Origin of the sequence: Ralstonia sp. ASV6 (genome assembly GCF_016429285.1) — a bacterium.
In the GTDB taxonomy this organism is placed as follows: Bacteria; Pseudomonadota; Gammaproteobacteria; order Burkholderiales; family Burkholderiaceae; genus Ralstonia; species Ralstonia flaminis.
The window spans coordinates 1-15,605 of sequence record NZ_JAELUI010000127.1 but is presented as its reverse complement, the minus strand read 5'-3'; the positions used below and the strand labels follow the sequence as shown (position 1 = coordinate 15,605).

Below are 15,605 nucleotides of genomic sequence, written 5' to 3'. Positions count from 1 at the left end.
ACATCGAGCTGGCGTCGATCACTCCTGGACTGATGCACATGACGGACTTTATTCAGCCGCTTCAGGAGATGGCGCGTGACGAGCTCTTCGAAGAGCAACGCGCCCGCTTGATGGAACGCTATAGCGCTGCCCCTTCCCACGATGGCCCGGCCCCGGATTAACGTCAAGTCGCTACTGAACCGAACATGAACATTCACCTCTACTTCAGTACGGGAAACGCGGCCTTCGAAGATGGCGCACTGCCGCTCGAAGCTGCCCGCATCTTCCAGGATCAAGCGAACCGCATCGAAGATGCGATTTCGCTGGATGGCTTTGAGTTCAAGGTGTACGACATCAATGGCAATCGTGTTGGCACGTTCTTCGCCACCGAAAGCGCTGACGAAATTGCGCTCGTCGACAAGCCGCTGATCCATGCGCACCTCACAACGGGTAACGCTGCATTCGAGGATGCGCCGGGTGCCGAAGTTGCTCGCATTCTGCGCGAGGCGGCGAAGAAGCTGACATCCGGCGAGACGGAGTTTGGGCTGCGTGACGTCAATGGCAATCGTGTTGGCGGCGTTGAGTTCGTTGCTGCCGAACCGGAAGCGGACAACGACCTCGACGGTGGCGACGATGGTGAGCCTCCCCGTCAGCCGCTGATCGGCGATGTGATGAAGGACGAGCACGGCGATGCATGGACACTCGTGCGCACCAAGCTCGTGAGCAATCGCAAGGGGTACGACAAGATGGAGCCCCTGTTCATCGTCGCGAACAACGAAGATGCCAACGATTTTCGCTTTCTGTACGCCGAGCAGATGGCGTCCACGTTCGGCACCGAACTCGAACGCACCTACGGCTACATCGTGAACCTTGATGAGCGAGGGGAGTTCTATGCCGACGTTCGCCAAGAAGATGGCGAGTCGATTTTCGAAGTGCGAACCGAGGATGACGGTACGTGCGATCTGGTGCAGGACGGCTTCATGGACAACGTGCGCGACGTGAAGGGCCTGGCCAACCATCTGCGTGAGCAAGGTCTGATGGCCAAATCCGACAGGCTGCTCGATGAGGCGGCGTATTGGGAATACGAGTCAGCTGTCACTTCGCGTAGCCAGCGCGGTGAGGAGGCTTGGATGACGCACAACGCGCCGCGCGCCATCGATCCGTACGCGGGTCCGTCGCCCTGAGCGCCGGCAGCTCTGAATACATCAAAAATCACTGGGGGATAGTAATCATGACGCAGCCGATCGAGCTGAGCCAACACCAGGTCGACATGGCGGCCGCGCTCAAACAGGGGCGTGTCTTCGTCAATGCTTTTCCGACTAATCCTGACTACCCGTATGCGGTGGTGGCTGAGCGCCACCAAGAGCAAGGTACGTCCAGCGTCTGGATGGTGGATCAGCAAGGCAACAAATCGCCCACCGATGGCATCGGCGCAATGCCGATCCCCAACGACAACCTGATGCCTCTCGATATGGTTCCGGACTACAAAGCGGTGCTCGAAGCCGTACAGCCTGCACCAAGCAACGATGCCCTGATCAAGCTGGGTGAGCTCGTCACCGCGGCCCAGGATGATTTCGCTCAGCGCGGCCTGAACCACCAGGCCGCGCAGCTGGGTGAGGTGAAGAGCTTCTTGGAAAAATACGGCCTTCCGAAGGCAGAAAACCAGCTGATGCTCCTCAACGCGCTCAATCGAACGACAGATGCGCTGCGTCTGATCTTCCGTGCTACTTGCGAGAAGGTTCCCTTCCCGCGCGGTAGTGAGTGCGACAACAAGCTGCAGGCCATCTGCGAGGGTGACATTGCTCTCAAGACCGTTGGCGAGCGCGACCAGGTCTGGACGCAGGAAAAGGCCAATGTTGCGAAGCGCCAAGGTTGGCAGCTCGCCCCGGCAAACGACGGCACGATGGGGCTGAGCATTCTTGCGGCTCCCGGTGGCAAGTTCGCCTCGGACGTCGAGGCATATCAGTTCGTTTGCGAGCAGGCAAAGGAGCGTGATCTCCTGGCAATGACGGCATGCCGAGAAGCGGGTATCACGCTGGCCGGTGTCAACGAATACCGCCCGCCTTCGCTCGACATCTGACACATCGCAGTGATTCGCGCGAGCTCATGATCGTGTCGTCCGACAAGCGGTTTTTTTATGGGGTCGCTGAATTTCACCCCATGTTCCAGGATGAGCTGCGCAACCGAGGCGTGCAGCTCATCCTCCGCGACGATCCTGTGGGCGCGCACCAAAGCAGCGAAGACCACGTTGTTTGTGCTGTGCGTTACCCCGAGAGCCGCCACAGCGATGTGCTGGGGCTGTGCTCAATCAGCGGCGGTGCCGTTGCAGTGGAGGTGCAGCTGGTCGATCACGAAATGGATCTGATCGGTGGTCCGGCTTCACTTGGGGCTGCTCAGATTGAGGCGCTCTCCAACTTTCACCAATACGGTTTAGAGGCTGCCAGCACAGAGGCGGAGCGTGCGCATCACGAGCGTGTTTTGGAGCGATTGAAGACTGCCTGGGGGCGGTCCCTTCGTCTTGTCGAGCGTCAACCGGATGAGGCTCGGGCCACTGATCCGGGCATGGCTGGTTGATCCAGCGCGACCAGGCAGAACTCGCCCTATGCCGTGTCACGTGGACTACGTCTACGGATGAGCGCGGCATGAAGGTCCGCGAAGATTTTTATGTCTTCATCGGTGAGGGTCGTGTCCATCGCCAATGCTTGAATGACCTCGTGTTTGCATGCCGAGATTTCAGCTGGAAGGCGAAATAGCCGCTGGGATTTGCGCGCGACGGCATGCAGCTCTGGCTTCATTTCGGCGGTGAGTTCAAGCGCTGCCGCAAGCGAGTCGAGAAAGTGCTCGCTGTCTGGGGTCCTCTTCCCAGTTTCCACAGCGCTTATGTAGGTGTCGTCCACGCCGATGCGTACCGCCAATGTGGTTTGGCTGATGCCGAGAGCCTTCCGCCTGGCCCGTATGAAGTCGCCTAGCGAACTCATGGAAGCTGTCTCACAAGTTTGATTCGGATTCCAGCGAGCCTAGCTGCAATTGCCATCATTCGCAAACCTTGGTAGCCCCGTGGTAGGCCAGTCGCGCCAACTCTGGCGCAAAGCGATTCCATGAAAGGCGGAAAGACTCTTTCTCGCTATTTCCTTGTTTCCAAGACCGCCTGCTGCGCAGGCTTCGACGGCTCTCTGCTGGTCCCGTCTTCCGGCCTTTGGTTCCGAAAAAAGATAGCAAACAGCATCAAAAAACGACAAAAAATCAAAAAAAAGCCTTTGTTTTGCCTTGAAATTTGGTATCGCGTAAATTTTCGGCATCGAACAGACTCTTTTTGGGCGCCTCCGCCCATCGTTCTCATGTCGACACCTGCGAACCCGAATCTTGCCCCGACAGCATCTCTTGAAGAGGTTGCCGGAACCCTTGCTGAACTGGGAGTGGATCCAACCCCTTCGCGGGTAGAGCAAGTCCACGCTGTGGTGGTCGCCGCCGAAATCCCGGCTCGCCTGGAACGCTCTCAGGTCTTGGGCGTGCTGGTGCAGGCCTGTCTTTGCCGGGAAACGTTGGAAACCCGCCTGGGCGAAGCCGAAGCGCAGCGCATCTTGGCTTCCTCGCATGTGCGTGCGCTCTCCACGGCGCGGATCTTCGAAGTGGCAGAGCCGGTGCAGAACGCTGTCGGGTTCGAGTCAGACGCCGCGGTAACCGATGGTGTGGTCCGCTGGAACTCCAATGGACGGGTGCCGCCGCAAGAGATCCTCGACCTGTGGGCATTCCTTGGCAAGCCGTTTGATCCTGCCAAGAGTACCGAAGCCCGCGTTGCAGAGACGAAGCAGTTTCTTGCTGACTATCGCGCGCAGAACGACGGGCGAAAGCCGGGTGATGAAGAGCTTGCCGAGATGCGAGCGAACTTTGGCCCCGATGCGCGTGTGGTGAATGTAGTCACCGGCGATCGATATGACCTCCGAACTGGCCAAGTCTCCTCACCGCTGCCGACGAAAAGCGAACTCCAAGCAAGCATCACTGAGCAGTTCAAGCGGATCCAGGCACTGCTCCAAGACGCGATTCAGCTACCTGATGGCCACACGTGGAACGTTCCGCGGGACCAGTTGAAGTGGTTCTTGGGGTGCCCGATCGAAAGCGTGTCGTCCGGCGCGTCCTTCTTCATCACCAAGCAGTGGGACCCGAGTTCGGACGCCGATGCCCGGGTTGGCGACCCCGCTCAGGTGTCAGCAGAGATTCGCGTCTTCCTGCCGGAACAGCATTACACCAGCGGCAAAGGCACGCTCAAATTCCGGGCGTTTGCTGGGCCGCTGTACAGCTCGCATATCTGGGTGAGCTCGGGGCCGCAGTGGGCTGGTCAGTCGACGGACCATGTCACTGGCAGCCAACGGTATCCGAAGGGGCAAACGCTCGAAGAGCTCGTGACCGCGATCGCACAGTCGGTGAATCCGTGCCTGGAAGCTGCCGCCAGTTCGATTTTCGAAGACCAGGTCTACAGACTGCGCAATGCCATCGCTGAAATCGACGAGAACTACGGCGAGCTGCTCGGCGAATACAAGATGGAAGTTGCGCTCTGCGGGGATGCAGGACCTGGCCAGGGCGGGACCCTCCAATCGACGAGAGAACAAGTTTCGCGATTGAAAGTTGAACTTTCCGCGTTGCTCGAAACGCCTGCAGGGAAGGCGCTTCTCGCGCGCGAGGAAGGGGTGTCGCGCAGGATGGAAATGGATCTCGAACTCTGAGCCGCCGGTAGCGGGCCGCGGTAAACGCGCTTCTGCAAAGAAATGAATTTCAAGGGGGAATACGCAATGTCTTCGATCAAATTGAATCCTGATTTGGTGCTCATGGCCCTTATCTCGACCGGTGAAGATCCGACTTGGGATCGCGTCAACGCGGTCACTGAACAAGGCAATAAGTTCGTGCTGCCGGAACTTGGTGACGCCACTGAGCTCGCCAAGCGATCTGTGCAAGCCGTCCGGCTGGAGGAGTCACTTGGCCGCATGCTGGGCGTGCTGCGCGAGTCCAGCACCTGGGCAATCGATACCACCGCCATCGCCAAAGATGATCGTCGGCCCCTGGAGTTGCTGCAGGCTGTGATTAGCCGGATGTGCGCCGAGCGCGTGCTGAGCGTTTCCGAAGGGGAAACGGAGCGCGCATTGATTGGTTGCGTGGGGCAGGGCTTGGTGATGAATATTGCGACGCACGCGCGCAATGCTGGTCTCAAGATCACCGACATCTACCAGCACTCGCCCCTGGCCGCGGTGTTTCCGAAGTTGGCGGATATGGCGCAGGAACATATCAGCGATATCGAGAGCGGCCTGGAGGATGGCACCTACGATCACGACGAGAACCGCAACTTGGGCGACAAGCGTGCAGATCTTGCAGAGTTCCGTGCGTTCTACGTCGACGGTACAAGCGACAGGCGGCCGTCGTGCGCCTACATCGAGTCCGTTTTGAACATGGTTGATGCTCACATCGAAGACATCGAATCTGGGCTAACCGAAGGCCTCTACGAGGCTGCCGACAATACGGACCTGCCGGCCAAGCGTGAGGCGCGCGATTTGGCGCGCGAACTCTTTGCGCCAGTGCTGCGCACCTTGGACGCTAGCCTGAAGAAATTCCCGGCGGATGTCGCTGCTGCGCTTTTCGTGGAGATGACGGACATGCGGCCCGGCAAGGACATTGTCGACCCCAAGCACGATACCTCGCTGTATCACGTCAGCGATGCCTCGTCGGGCTGGTACCGCCTGACAGGCAAGGGGTACCAATTGCTCCTGGAGCATGTTCGCCAAGACCCTGGATCCGTGTACGAGGTCTACCGCACGACAGAGCGTCGCCGTGACAGCGTGCATATGCGCGCCAGCGCGATGTATGGATGGAAGCTTTTGGCCCAGGATGCCGGCGTCGACTATGCGCCGGGTGTGTCAAAGGCCGCGCCGAATCACTTTGGCTTCCTCTGGCAGCACGGTGACGAGGTGAGCAAAGAGATGCTGGCGTGGCAACCGGACGCTGTCGGCAACGTGCCGCCCAGCTTCGAGCAGCAAGTCGCAGACCTGCGCGAACACATTGACGCGGCGAGCGAGAGCTATGCCGACATGCTCACGCAGTACAAGTCGGAAACGGCGTTGTACGGGGATGCCGGCCCTGGTCAGGGGGTGGATCTTCAAGACGCTGGAATGCGTCTTTCGAAATTGGAGGCGGAGTTGGCCGCGCTGCTCAATACGCCGGCAGGGAAGGCGTTGGTTGCGCGCGAGGAAGAAGCCTATCGCGTAGAGATGCAGAGTATGGCTACGCCATTCTGAAACAAGAAATCAAAGCGAAACAATTGTGAATCAATCGAAAATGCGATTTAAAGTGACCAAAGGCGAGATCCTGCAAACCTTGGCGGAACTCGGGGAAGATCCGAACAGCAGCAGAGTCGATGCAATCCACCTGCGTGTGCTCGCGCAGCCACTACCTTCTGGCGACCACGAAACAGCAATTCGCCAAGCTGTGGAGGAGGCGCAAAAGCGCGAGCGACTCCAAGAGCAGTTCACATGGACTGATTGGTTCGACAATCCCTTCCACGCGATCAAGGCTGCAGCGGAAGCGGGTGGGCAACCTGCTCATTTCGGGGCGGCCTTGAGAGTGCTTTTGGATACCGCAAGTTCATGGGAACTGTTTGATAGCACCAGTCTTCTTGACGACATTCTGCAAGAGATTGCTGAAGAAACGAATATTGTCTGCCAGTACCGAGAGGTGATGGGCGGTAAGCACGAGTTTCGAGCGATCTACGATGGCTACGTGCCGGAGATCGGAAGAAACAAGGGAGCGCAAGTCATTGCGCAGGTCGACGCATTGTTGCAGGGTGAAGGGCTGGAGAGGTACTCCGCACGCCAGCCTGCAATGCAGCGGAAATGCGATTTAAGCGAGCTTGATTTTCAGGCAGCGACGCTGCACGTCGAAGCTTTCACGTCGCACGAATTTCCCGATGCGGAGTTTGCGACTGTCAAACTGACGCCAGAATTCGTTTCGCGCATTCTGCGACTTCGCACCCTTTGTGAGGAAGAAGATGTTGAGGACGTCCGCGTGTATGCATTCCCCGACTCATGGAGTGGTGCAAGTCAGTGGAAGCCTGGCATGTCGCATCTTCACGTCGGAAGGCACGACTTTTGGTATGTGGCCGTTCCGAAGAACGTCGATGCGGAAGTCCGCACCCAAGCGGTACCGATTGATGAGATGGTGAAGTTGTTGAAACAGCAAATGAACGAGCAGCACGACTCTAAGTGTTTCGCGTGGTTCAACGGTGCCTTGTATTGCGACGGATGCAATGCGGAACTTCTGGCCGATGTTGTGGCAGAGGCGGCGGATTTCGAGAACGCTGCCAGCCCTGAGATGTGACCAGTCAGAGCATCTGGAGAACGTTATGACTCAACCGATATCAAATAGTGGGATCACGAAGGACGAGGTATTGGCGATTCTGGTTTCCATCGGCGAAGACCCGAATGGGAGTCGCGTTGAAGCTGTGCACGCGGAGCTCGCCAATGGAACATCGCGTGAAGGCGTTCGGTCCATCGCGACTCGCGAGGCAGTGTACGAAGCGTGTTCGCGGATCGCAGCTAAGAGCATGGTCGAGCAGCTATCGGGCGGCGATCTCCGCGACAAGATCGATGCTCACGAGCGCGCAAAGGAGGTGCTGTCTGAATACGCACCGAAGGACAGGGTCGCCGATCTCTACGACGTTGATGCGGAGTTCTCGACTGCTCTTCGCGACCTAGCTGGACCGGGGTTCGAATACCCGGACTTCTCATGGCTGACGGTGGAGAAGGCTGTCAAGAAAGCGGCGGAAATGTCGTTCCGTGGGCTCAATGTCTTTCGGGATCCTCGCATTCAGGTTGCGTTCGACGACGCGACCGAAAAGCTTCGATTGGCCAATGAGCGCCATACGGGAAGTTACGGCAATGCGGCAATTCTCCGCATGCGACACAGGGTCATCGAAATGCTTCGTGACGCTGCGGCAGGTGGTCAATGGCGGGTTGCTCTTTCCGATCTCCTGGAAGAGCGAGAAACGGCAGAGGAAGACGAATCCGATCAAAAAGATCTCGAATTGGCAATCAGTTCAACGCTGCCACTGGTCCAAGCGCTATCGGACGCTGGCATGCGCATCCACGGGCAACACAGCGCTGATCCCGTGGATGCGATCGAAAGCGTTTTGGCCCGCCATCCGGCGGGGATCGGACACATCGCCGACGAGCTTCTCGAACTGATCGACCGCGATCGGTTCGACGATGTCACTGGTTCAGCCCTGGTGGGCGCTGAGGAGCGACGGTCTGTAGCCGTGCTCGAAATCGAACGGCAGCTCGTCGCGGCAGGCATCCTCGCAGCTGCTTCCAAGGAGCAGAGGGCAGGGCACGACTTCGTCATCTTGATTTACCCCGATGAGCCGCGGGGATATCTCACGCTTGAGAGCGATGAGGACGACGGGGAGGTCAGCGTCTACCCGCCGCGTACCAGAGATCTTGACATGGCATTGCGGTACGGCAACGAAGGGGAGGCTCAGTCTGCGCTCGATGAGGCTGTCAAACGCTACCCGAGCAATTCGTTCCGTATCGACATGGTTCCGTCGCTCGGAAGAGACCAGCGTGCCGCACCGTCGGTGGAAACGACGTCGCTGGATCTGTGAAGTCCGGAAGAGAGGATCAAGACGTGACTGAGAACAAGCAGCTTGCAAAGGCGACTCGGGAAGAGGTTTTGAGCGCCTTGTCCGCGATCGGCGAGGACCCTGATGGCAGCCGCGTGGAGCGGGTGTGGGCCCAGCTGGCGAAAGTCGACTTGCCACCTGGTGAGCGTGAAAAGGAGATCCGGCTCGCCGTCGAAGATGCACGACGGGTACTGGATGCAGCGCCGGAGAGGTCGCGAACACCGTTGCTGCTTGGGGCGCACGACGACACGTGGAAGCTCGGCGACACGGTTGATTTCGGTAGGGACAGCGAGTTGCGTGCTGTAGTGCTTCCTGGGTTGTACCGATACAGTGGCCTCGGGATGGGCTGCTACTTCAGTCTCTCAGGCCGCATTGATTGGCTGGATCAATCCGAGGCGCATTCCCAGGCGCAGCGAGAAGGTGTGCGGTTCGTGTATTGGGACGCTGATAGCACTCTGGTCCCGTTGGCCTATTCTACGGCTGGGCTCTGGGACGTGTCGAAGGGCGAGCAGGGTAGGCCGAACAACCCGGAGGTAGCGGTCACTGATGTTCACAAGACGGTGATCCAATACACCGTTCTTCACGATTTCGAAGTCGATTTCGCCTCGATGTCATTGAGGGAGATCGCACAGGAGTGTGATGACGGACAGTATCTCGGCGGTGGATTGACGATCGTTTCGAGTGCTCCACTTGCGCGCGAACAAGTTGAACAGGAAGCAGCAATGATTGGCTCCGAGGCGGCTTTCTTCGATCTTGATGGAAACGAGGAGGCTAGCTGCTCGTCCATGGAACCTTAGATGCACGATTGGACAAAGGCGCAGTTTTCCGTCGATTCATTGTTTGAAGTGCAAAGACGGATACAAAAAAATAATTGTTTATGGATCTTTTTCGTAAAGTTGTGTATGATCTAGCCGTCGGTCGCAGATTTGGTGTGCTTTCCCTCCCTGACGCACCCCATGGCTTTTCTGGGCCGATACTCCCCCCTTCTCAGCCGCCCCTCACCCTCGGGCGGCGTTTTTTTTTTACGGTTTGGGCTGTGCACCGTCGTCACTGACGCTCTTCGGTTAGGGCGCAGTTATAAACACTGGCCTGTGGACAAGTTTCACAAAACCCTTGTGCTGGCTGGCTTCTTTCGCCCGTGTCAAAAAATAGGCAAGGGGCGCTTGTGCGCCCCTTGCGGTCTTCAAAGTGATGGCTCTTCGGTAGCTTCCGGCGCCACCACGGTTGCGCTGGCGAGCTGAGTCTGAGTGACGGTGGCGCGAGAGCGCGCCAACTCCTGATGAAGGTCTGCCAGGCGGTCGGGATCAGTGCATGTGGCCGCCTCGTATCGGAGATGAGCTGTGTAGGCGAGGAGCTTCTTCTCGTTGTCCGCGGAGCGTTCCATTGTCGGTACGCCGCCGTCGAACGCATGCAGCGTGAATGCGTACTTGAACGCACTGAGGTATTGGATGACGTCGACAGCCTTGTGCGTTTCCACCTTGACCGGGAAGCCTCGAAGACTGCTGTCGTAGGCGGCCGGCAAGATGTTGAGTGATGCGAGGAAGTTACGTTCTTCAGACCCCGCCTCGATCGTGCCGTAGTACGCGGATACATGCTCCCTGGTGCTGCGCGCAACTTCGGGTGCGCGATCGACAGTGAGGTGCTGGATCGCTAGATCCCAGGCCTCCTGTTCCGTGGCGGCGAGAGGGATTTTGGTACCGGTCGCTGCCAGAGGAGAGTCCATCAGCGTCGAGACAAACCACTTCTCTCGATCCTCGTCCGGGATCGGTTTGCCTTCGGCGTCGGTTTCGAACACATTGCCGACCTGATAGACGGCAACACCATCTTCACAAAGTGCTTCGATCTTGGCGTCTCGCGAAGTCTCCTGTGCCGCTGCGACTTGCTCTGTCACAGTCGCTCGAAGAGCTTCGGCCCGCGGGCCGAAGATGGATTCCAGTTCCTGCATTGTGCGTTCAAGGGACCGGACCTGAGCGTGCCGCTCGAAGATCGCGCGGGCGGTTTCACCCTCGGCATTCTGAAGATCAAAGTTGGCGCCGACCTTGTAAAGGAGATAAGCGACTTCGGGCTCGCGCGTGGCGGCGTAGTGCGTGGCTGCGAACCCGGATGCATCGTAGCGGTCCAGGTCCGGGCGGCAAGACAGAAGGGCACCCACGGCTTCGGTGCGGCCGCGTTTAACGGCTTCGATCAGCGGTGTCGTGCCGCTGTCCTTCGAAGCGTGGTTGATGTCGGCTCCTGCGGCGATCAACAGCGCTACAGCGTTGCGTCTGGAAGCGAAGTGCAAAGCCGTTCGTCCAGACGCGTCGACAGCATTGACGTCCGCGCCGTGCGCGATCAGTGCCTTTGCGAGTTCGAGACGGTCGGTTGCGATTGCGTGCGTGAGTGCCGGTGCCGCTGGTATCTCGACGAGGAACTCATCGACTGCGCCTGGCACGCTGTTCGACTCGGCAATGAAGCCCGCGAGCCGCAGGTGGTCGAGGAGCGGGGGAATGTTGCTTGGTTGTCGATCATCCCCCTCCAAGCCAACAGTACACCGGCCATCGCGATCGCAGCGCACGCTGGTGCTGAGACCCAGATGTTTCAGTTGATCTTGGAGGTCAGTTGTCAAATTTCGCGTGGCCATGGTGGCCCTCCTGGTTGTGAATGGGGTCAAAGGGGTTCAGATTCGTTTGATTCCGCGGTTCGAGACGCGCGGGCATTGGCGAAGGCGTTCTTTTGCGCGGCTTTGTCGAGGATCTCTTGCACTCGGGCCTGGATCTCTTTGGCTTCGCGCAGCTGAGCAGGGCTGCCCGTTTGTTCGATCCATTCGCACCACTTGAGCTCATTGCGAAGCTCATCGTTGGTCATCTCGTCGTGAGGCTTGAATGCGCGCTGATGCAGCTCGCTGACGAAGTCGCGGGAGAATTCCTCCAGCCGTTGCTTAGCTTCCCAGCTGGCTTCTGCTGGGAAACGCCCGTTCTTGCTGTCATAGGGCCCAAGAGAGAGACCGAACGATACGAGCATGCTTCGCTCGGACGCGGGCGCCTGGATCGTGCCGTAGTAGCGCCCGGCAAACTCGTTGTTCATCTTCTCCTCGGACGGTTGCTTCATGGCAGCACCGTCCGGCATGCGGACGTTGTGAAACGTCAACGGAAACCGGAGGAAGCGCTTCCCGCGCGAACTGCGAGAGAGCACCACAGAGTTCTGGGCGTCGCATCGTGCGCCGTCGTCGAAGGTCAGCCGCAGAGTGCCTCGGAGCCCTTCCAGTGAGATGTGATACCCCACGCGTTCTACGGATGCAAGGTTGCGCTTCGCATCAACGATTGAAGCGAGCTTCGCCAGGTTCTTGTTGACAAATGAGTTTTGGATTTTCCTCGCGAACCTTTCCGCTTGATCACGGATCAGCGCATCGAAGTTTGGCACAAGCTCGTATCGTGCGCTTAGCGTGGGCCCTTTCTGCTTGGTGCATTTGGAACAGATGTCGTACCCGGCAGAATCCAGGTTGTCGCGGTGCATGTAGAACTCGAATGGGCTCAGGCGCTCCTTCGAGGCGGCCTGAGCCGTCATATATCGGTTCAATAGTCTGGTGAGCTCATGGACATGAGCTTCGCGTAGCGCTTCATAGGCATCGTGAGTGATCGCCTCAAGTGCCGAGCGCACCAGTTGCAGGGAGGCCGAGGATGCCTGTTTGGGGACGAAACGCTCCTCCTGTTCTTCGACGGGCTTGACGACACGTTTGACGACCTTGTCTTTCAGAGAGACAGCCGCTTCACCGAGTGGTCTCGCTTCGTCCAAGAAGGCTCGAATGGCATGAGCTGCTGGATGATCAAGCGTGAACTTGGCCATGCGCTTGTCCCACGCCGAGAGGTTGTGCAACTGCGGGCCGCTCGCAAAGCACAGATCGAGGATCTCCTCTGGCAATTCACCATGGCGCGAATAGAAGTGTGGGTTGCGCACCAGGACTTCGAATGCTTCTTCCAGCGCGCGATTGAGGCTCTCTTTGACCTCATTCCAACGTGCGTTCGGGATCTGCCCCACTTCCAGAGCAGTCTGGACATCGATCACTGAACGTTTGAAGACCTCGCCATAGTGATGCCTGCTCTGCAGGCTAGCCAAAAGCTTGGGGAAATCGTCCGGAGTCATCGCTGCGTCCACCCTTTGAATGTTGAGGCGGCCGAACGTTGGCGGCCACTTGGGAAGTATAAGTAACGCCAAAATAGAAGGCAAAAAAGCCGATATGGTATGATTCCAGCATCAAATGGATACAAAAAAATATATAAAACAAGATCGCAACGGGCGTGCGGCAGGCTCCCCGTGGCTGTGAATTGAATTGCTATGTCGAAGATTGGTGCCGTTCCGACCATGTGCCGCGCATCAGATGCGCTCGACGGGTTGAAGTGCGAGCTGCTCGGGCCTGACTGGCTGCGGGTGGAGTGTGATGGGCAATATGACCAGTCCGGTCAGCGCGAGCGTTGCTATCGATGCGGCGCGCACCGGCTCCGGCTGGATCCAGAGTGAGGTCTCGTTGCGATGACAGGAATCGATGAGATACCGCCGATCGGTGGCGAGCTGGCGCACGTGGGGCGTCGCACACGCATTGATTCTTTGATCGTCGGAAAGGCGGGTGAACTGCCAATTTCCGCTCGTGCACCCTTGTTCTTGCGTAGCCTCGGTGCTACTGGCTCTGGCCGTTCGTTTGCGCTCTTGGCGCTTGTCGAGCAGGTGCTCCAGAAAGGTGGGGCAGTCCTGTGGGTCGACAGTCGATACCATGCGCGAGTCGTCACGGCGTTGAGAAGAATGGCTGCTCGCCAAAGAGTCCAGTACGCGAGAACGACGGACTTTCTTCGCGGGGATGAGGCGGTTGTCGAGACAATCACCACCCGCGGCGGAATTGGCCACTGTGTGCCCGAGCGCGATGCGGCCGAGAGCGGCCATCTCCAGCAGCTGACACGTTTGCGCATGGCTGGCGTGCTACACGCATTGACAGAGCGCGCCAGCGCGAGCGCGCACAGTCTTCTGATCATTTTCAACCAGACCGTCGCTGCCTACGAGGGACGGGCCATCGGGCTTGGCGGCTTGCCGGCACGCCTTCGATCTGTCGGGCACAGCGTCATCTTCAGCGACACGTCGATTGGAAATGATGCGCTTGATGTTGCTGCGCAAGCTCGGCAGTTCCTCTTTCATCGTTTGGAAGGTGAGCAGCCCACCCGCCTGGCGACTTCCATGGTGCCAGGTGTTGCTCCAGCTTTGCGCGCTGCCGCGGATTGGCGCGGGATCGACGGTGCGGAGGCCATGGCCAAACAGATCCCCCTACTGGTCGACGAGTACGGAGTGTTCTGTGCAGATGGGCACTGGACACTGATTAAGACCGCGACCCCGTCCCTGTACGGTACGCGCGCCGCAACCGCGACGCCGTCGACCGAACATCAATCCCTTAAGAGTGCTCAAGAATGCGTCGAATCTGCCTGATTACTTTGTTGTGTGGTGCCGTTTTCTCCGCAGGCGCGCTGGCGAAATCGCCATCCCTCCTGTCGGAGCTGGAAGGGCGTGTCGGCACTGCCATGCAGTCTCGAACGCCGCAGGTGCCACCCGCAGGGACGATCGAAGTGGCGTTTTCGCCTGACGAGGGTGCAGAGGCGTTGGTCGTTCGTGCCATTGATTCAGCGATCCGATCCGTGCGCATCCTTGCCTACAGCTTTACCAGCGCGCCAGTGACAGAGGCGCTCTTGCGCGCCCGCAAGCGGGGCGTCGACATTGCCGTCGTGGCGGATGCAAAAAACAACCTTTCTGAGGATAGATCTGGAAAAGCCCGTGCAGCGCTCGGCGCGCTTGTGACGGCGGGCATTCCTGTTCGGACCGTGAGCGTCTTTGCAATCCACCACGACAAGACGATCGTGGTGGACAGCCAAACAACTGAGACCGGTTCGTTCAATTTCAGCAGTGCGGCAGCGCATCGCAATAGTGAGAACGCGTTGGTGGTCTGGGGCAACCCTCAACTCGCAGCGATCTACCAGCGCCATTGGGAACGGAACTGGAGCCTGGGTGTGGATTACCGCCCGAGCTTCTGACCCTACAACGCTTGCACCCAACTTCAGGAGAGCCAGATGACGATTCAAGATTTGCCGATTTCCGGAGCTGCACCAGAACTGACGCACGACGCCGAGCAGACGACGCCTGCTGTCTGGACCGAAGGTGAGGCCGAAATTTTGAAGCAACGCGTATTGAGCATGTTCACTGGTCGGTACTTTGATATTGGGCCCCTCGATCGAATCGCAGATGCGGTGAATGATGCCGTCGACGGGCTGTGGGCTGAGCGAAAAGTGGACCGGCAAATTGCCAAGGCTTCGCGGTCGGTCATCAGCACCCTTCACTGCGTGCACTTTGTGAACATGAACCAGGTCACCAGGGCAGCGCTGATCGACGGCGTCAAGAAGTGTCTGTCCATCGACGGGGAATCAGGGCGAATCTTGTTCGGATCCGGTCGGTGGGGTGAGATCGAAAAGGGCTTTGCGGATGTCTTGGCTCTTGAGCCTGCTGACAGCGAAATGAAGAGCCGTGGCGCGAAGCAACAACCGGATTGGGTGTTGTTGCTTGTCTCAATGGCCGTCGCTCTTGGGGTAGGCGTCATCGCCGGCTCACTGGCGGGATTTCCATTTCCAAAGAAGCCTGACCAGAGCACTCGTCCGTTGCCCACCGCGCTGCCATTGCTCCCTGAGCCACCAACGCGCGTAGGCACTGCGCTTCCGATTGCTTTGGACAACGTCGCTACGTGCCAAGGCACGGAAGACCTGTGCATCAACGCTCGTTCGACCAATCCAGCTGAGGTCCTGCGTAGCGTTGTCCCGGCCGTGCCAAAAGATGGTCGTACCTACACGATTCAGGTTTCGATCTCGTCACAGAACGAGGATCTTTCGCAGGAAGGCAAGCCGTTGAAGGCTGACTCAATGCGATAGCGCAGACGCTTGCCGCTGCACGAGAGGAGGCGCAATTG

The 15,605-nt window shown here is 58.5% G+C and carries 15 protein-coding genes; 11 read left to right on the top strand and 4 right to left on the bottom strand.

Going from position 1 to position 15,605, the window contains the following annotated elements; genetic code table 11:
* Window positions 1-185 precede the first annotated feature (185 nt).
* From JHD73_RS21290 to JHD73_RS21280, 3 genes are read left to right on the top strand one after another with little or no spacing between them, the layout of a single operon-like run.
* Window positions 186-1,163: a hypothetical protein gene (locus tag JHD73_RS21290; RefSeq protein WP_199032193.1), complete on the top strand. Its 978-nt coding sequence runs from the start codon at window positions 186-188 to the stop codon at window positions 1,161-1,163.
* Between the two features lie 47 nt (window positions 1,164-1,210).
* The gene (locus tag JHD73_RS21285; protein ID WP_199032192.1) at window positions 1,211-2,059 is read left to right on the top strand and encodes a hypothetical protein; all 849 of its coding nucleotides are present in this window, start codon (window positions 1,211-1,213) and stop codon (window positions 2,057-2,059) included.
* Window positions 2,060-2,085: 26 nt separating this feature from the next.
* Window positions 2,086-2,553, top strand: coding sequence for a hypothetical protein (locus tag JHD73_RS21280; protein ID WP_199032191.1), 468 nt, complete (start codon window positions 2,086-2,088; stop codon window positions 2,551-2,553).
* Window positions 2,554-2,579: 26 nt separating this feature from the next.
* Here JHD73_RS21280 and JHD73_RS21275 read toward each other — a convergent pair whose 3' ends face one another.
* The gene (locus tag JHD73_RS21275; protein WP_199032190.1) at window positions 2,580-2,957 is read right to left on the bottom strand and encodes a helix-turn-helix domain-containing protein; all 378 of its coding nucleotides are present in this window, start codon (window positions 2,955-2,957) and stop codon (window positions 2,580-2,582) included.
* Window positions 2,958-3,077: 120 nt separating this feature from the next.
* Here JHD73_RS21275 and JHD73_RS21270 point away from each other — a divergent pair, with 120 nt between their 5' ends.
* The 5 genes from JHD73_RS21270 (at window position 3,078) to JHD73_RS21250 (ending at window position 9,435) form a co-directional block, all read left to right on the top strand.
* Window positions 3,078-4,700 (top strand): hypothetical protein, encoded by a 1,623-nt coding sequence (locus JHD73_RS21270; RefSeq protein ID WP_199032189.1) that lies wholly within the window; start codon window positions 3,078-3,080, stop codon window positions 4,698-4,700.
* A 66-nt stretch (window positions 4,701-4,766) separates the two neighbouring features.
* Entirely contained in the window at window positions 4,767-6,260 is a 1,494-nt protein-coding gene (locus tag JHD73_RS21265) for a hypothetical protein (RefSeq protein ID WP_199032188.1), read from the top strand.
* Window positions 6,261-6,312: 52 nt separating this feature from the next.
* Window positions 6,313-7,338, top strand: a complete 1,026-nt coding sequence (locus tag JHD73_RS21260) for a hypothetical protein (RefSeq protein ID WP_199032187.1) — start codon at window positions 6,313-6,315, stop codon at window positions 7,336-7,338.
* A 25-nt stretch (window positions 7,339-7,363) separates the two neighbouring features.
* Entirely contained in the window at window positions 7,364-8,620 is a 1,257-nt protein-coding gene (locus JHD73_RS21255) for a hypothetical protein (RefSeq protein WP_199032186.1), read from the top strand.
* Window positions 8,621-8,643: 23 nt separating this feature from the next.
* On the top strand, window positions 8,644-9,435 hold the full coding sequence (locus tag JHD73_RS21250) for a hypothetical protein (protein WP_199032185.1): 792 nt from the start codon (window positions 8,644-8,646) through the stop codon (window positions 9,433-9,435).
* A 386-nt stretch (window positions 9,436-9,821) separates the two neighbouring features.
* Here the strand turns inward: JHD73_RS21250 and JHD73_RS21245 are convergent, their stop codons facing one another.
* The 3 genes from JHD73_RS21245 to JHD73_RS21235 form a co-directional block, all read right to left on the bottom strand.
* Window positions 9,822-11,258 (bottom strand): ankyrin repeat domain-containing protein, encoded by a 1,437-nt coding sequence (locus JHD73_RS21245; protein WP_199032184.1) that lies wholly within the window; start codon window positions 11,256-11,258, stop codon window positions 9,822-9,824.
* Between the two features lie 26 nt (window positions 11,259-11,284).
* Window positions 11,285-12,757, bottom strand: a complete 1,473-nt coding sequence (locus JHD73_RS21240) for a hypothetical protein (protein ID WP_199032183.1) — start codon at window positions 12,755-12,757, stop codon at window positions 11,285-11,287.
* A gap of 231 nt (window positions 12,758-12,988) precedes the next feature.
* A complete protein-coding gene (locus JHD73_RS21235; protein WP_199032182.1) occupies window positions 12,989-13,384 on the bottom strand; it encodes a hypothetical protein in 396 nt (131 codons plus the stop codon).
* Between the two features lie 27 nt (window positions 13,385-13,411).
* On the opposite strand from JHD73_RS21235, the gene JHD73_RS21230 reads away from it, so the two are divergent.
* The 3 genes from JHD73_RS21230 (at window position 13,412) to JHD73_RS21220 (ending at window position 15,567) form a co-directional block, all read left to right on the top strand.
* Window positions 13,412-14,083: a hypothetical protein gene (locus JHD73_RS21230; protein WP_199032181.1), complete on the top strand. Its 672-nt coding sequence runs from the start codon at window positions 13,412-13,414 to the stop codon at window positions 14,081-14,083.
* A gap of 92 nt (window positions 14,084-14,175) precedes the next feature.
* Complete coding sequence (locus JHD73_RS21225) at window positions 14,176-14,682, top strand: phospholipase D family protein (protein ID WP_233177095.1); 507 nt, start codon at window positions 14,176-14,178, stop codon at window positions 14,680-14,682.
* A 36-nt stretch (window positions 14,683-14,718) separates the two neighbouring features.
* Entirely contained in the window at window positions 14,719-15,567 is an 849-nt protein-coding gene (locus tag JHD73_RS21220) for a hypothetical protein (RefSeq protein ID WP_199032179.1), read from the top strand.
* The last annotated feature ends 38 nt before the right edge of the window (window positions 15,568-15,605 follow it).

Excerpts from the sequence above, each read along its gene's own strand:
- JHD73_RS21285 (WP_199032192.1), top strand. The coding sequence starts at position 1,211 with ATGACGCAGCCGATCGAGCTGAGCCAACACCAGGTCGACATGGCGGCC.
- JHD73_RS21265 (WP_199032188.1), top strand. The coding sequence starts at position 4,767 with ATGTCTTCGATCAAATTGAATCCTGATTTGGTGCTCATGGCCCTTATC.
- JHD73_RS21255 (WP_199032186.1), top strand. The coding sequence starts at position 7,364 with ATGACTCAACCGATATCAAATAGTGGGATCACGAAGGACGAGGTATTG.
- JHD73_RS21245 (WP_199032184.1), bottom strand. The coding sequence starts at position 11,258 with ATGGCCACGCGAAATTTGACAACTGACCTCCAAGATCAACTGAAACAT.
- JHD73_RS21220 (WP_199032179.1), top strand. The coding sequence starts at position 14,719 with ATGACGATTCAAGATTTGCCGATTTCCGGAGCTGCACCAGAACTGACG.
- JHD73_RS21290 (WP_199032193.1), top strand. The coding sequence starts at position 186 with ATGAACATTCACCTCTACTTCAGTACGGGAAACGCGGCCTTCGAAGAT.
- JHD73_RS21235 (WP_199032182.1), bottom strand. The coding sequence starts at position 13,384 with ATGGTATCGACTGTCGACCCACAGGACTGCCCCACCTTTCTGGAGCAC.
- JHD73_RS21230 (WP_199032181.1), top strand. The coding sequence starts at position 13,412 with ATGGCTGCTCGCCAAAGAGTCCAGTACGCGAGAACGACGGACTTTCTT.
- JHD73_RS21225 (WP_233177095.1), top strand. The coding sequence starts at position 14,176 with ATGCAGTCTCGAACGCCGCAGGTGCCACCCGCAGGGACGATCGAAGTG.
- JHD73_RS21275 (WP_199032190.1), bottom strand. The coding sequence starts at position 2,957 with ATGAGTTCGCTAGGCGACTTCATACGGGCCAGGCGGAAGGCTCTCGGC.
- JHD73_RS21270 (WP_199032189.1), top strand. The coding sequence starts at position 3,078 with ATGAAAGGCGGAAAGACTCTTTCTCGCTATTTCCTTGTTTCCAAGACC.
- JHD73_RS21280 (WP_199032191.1), top strand. The coding sequence starts at position 2,086 with ATGATCGTGTCGTCCGACAAGCGGTTTTTTTATGGGGTCGCTGAATTT.
- JHD73_RS21240 (WP_199032183.1), bottom strand. The coding sequence starts at position 12,757 with ATGACTCCGGACGATTTCCCCAAGCTTTTGGCTAGCCTGCAGAGCAGG.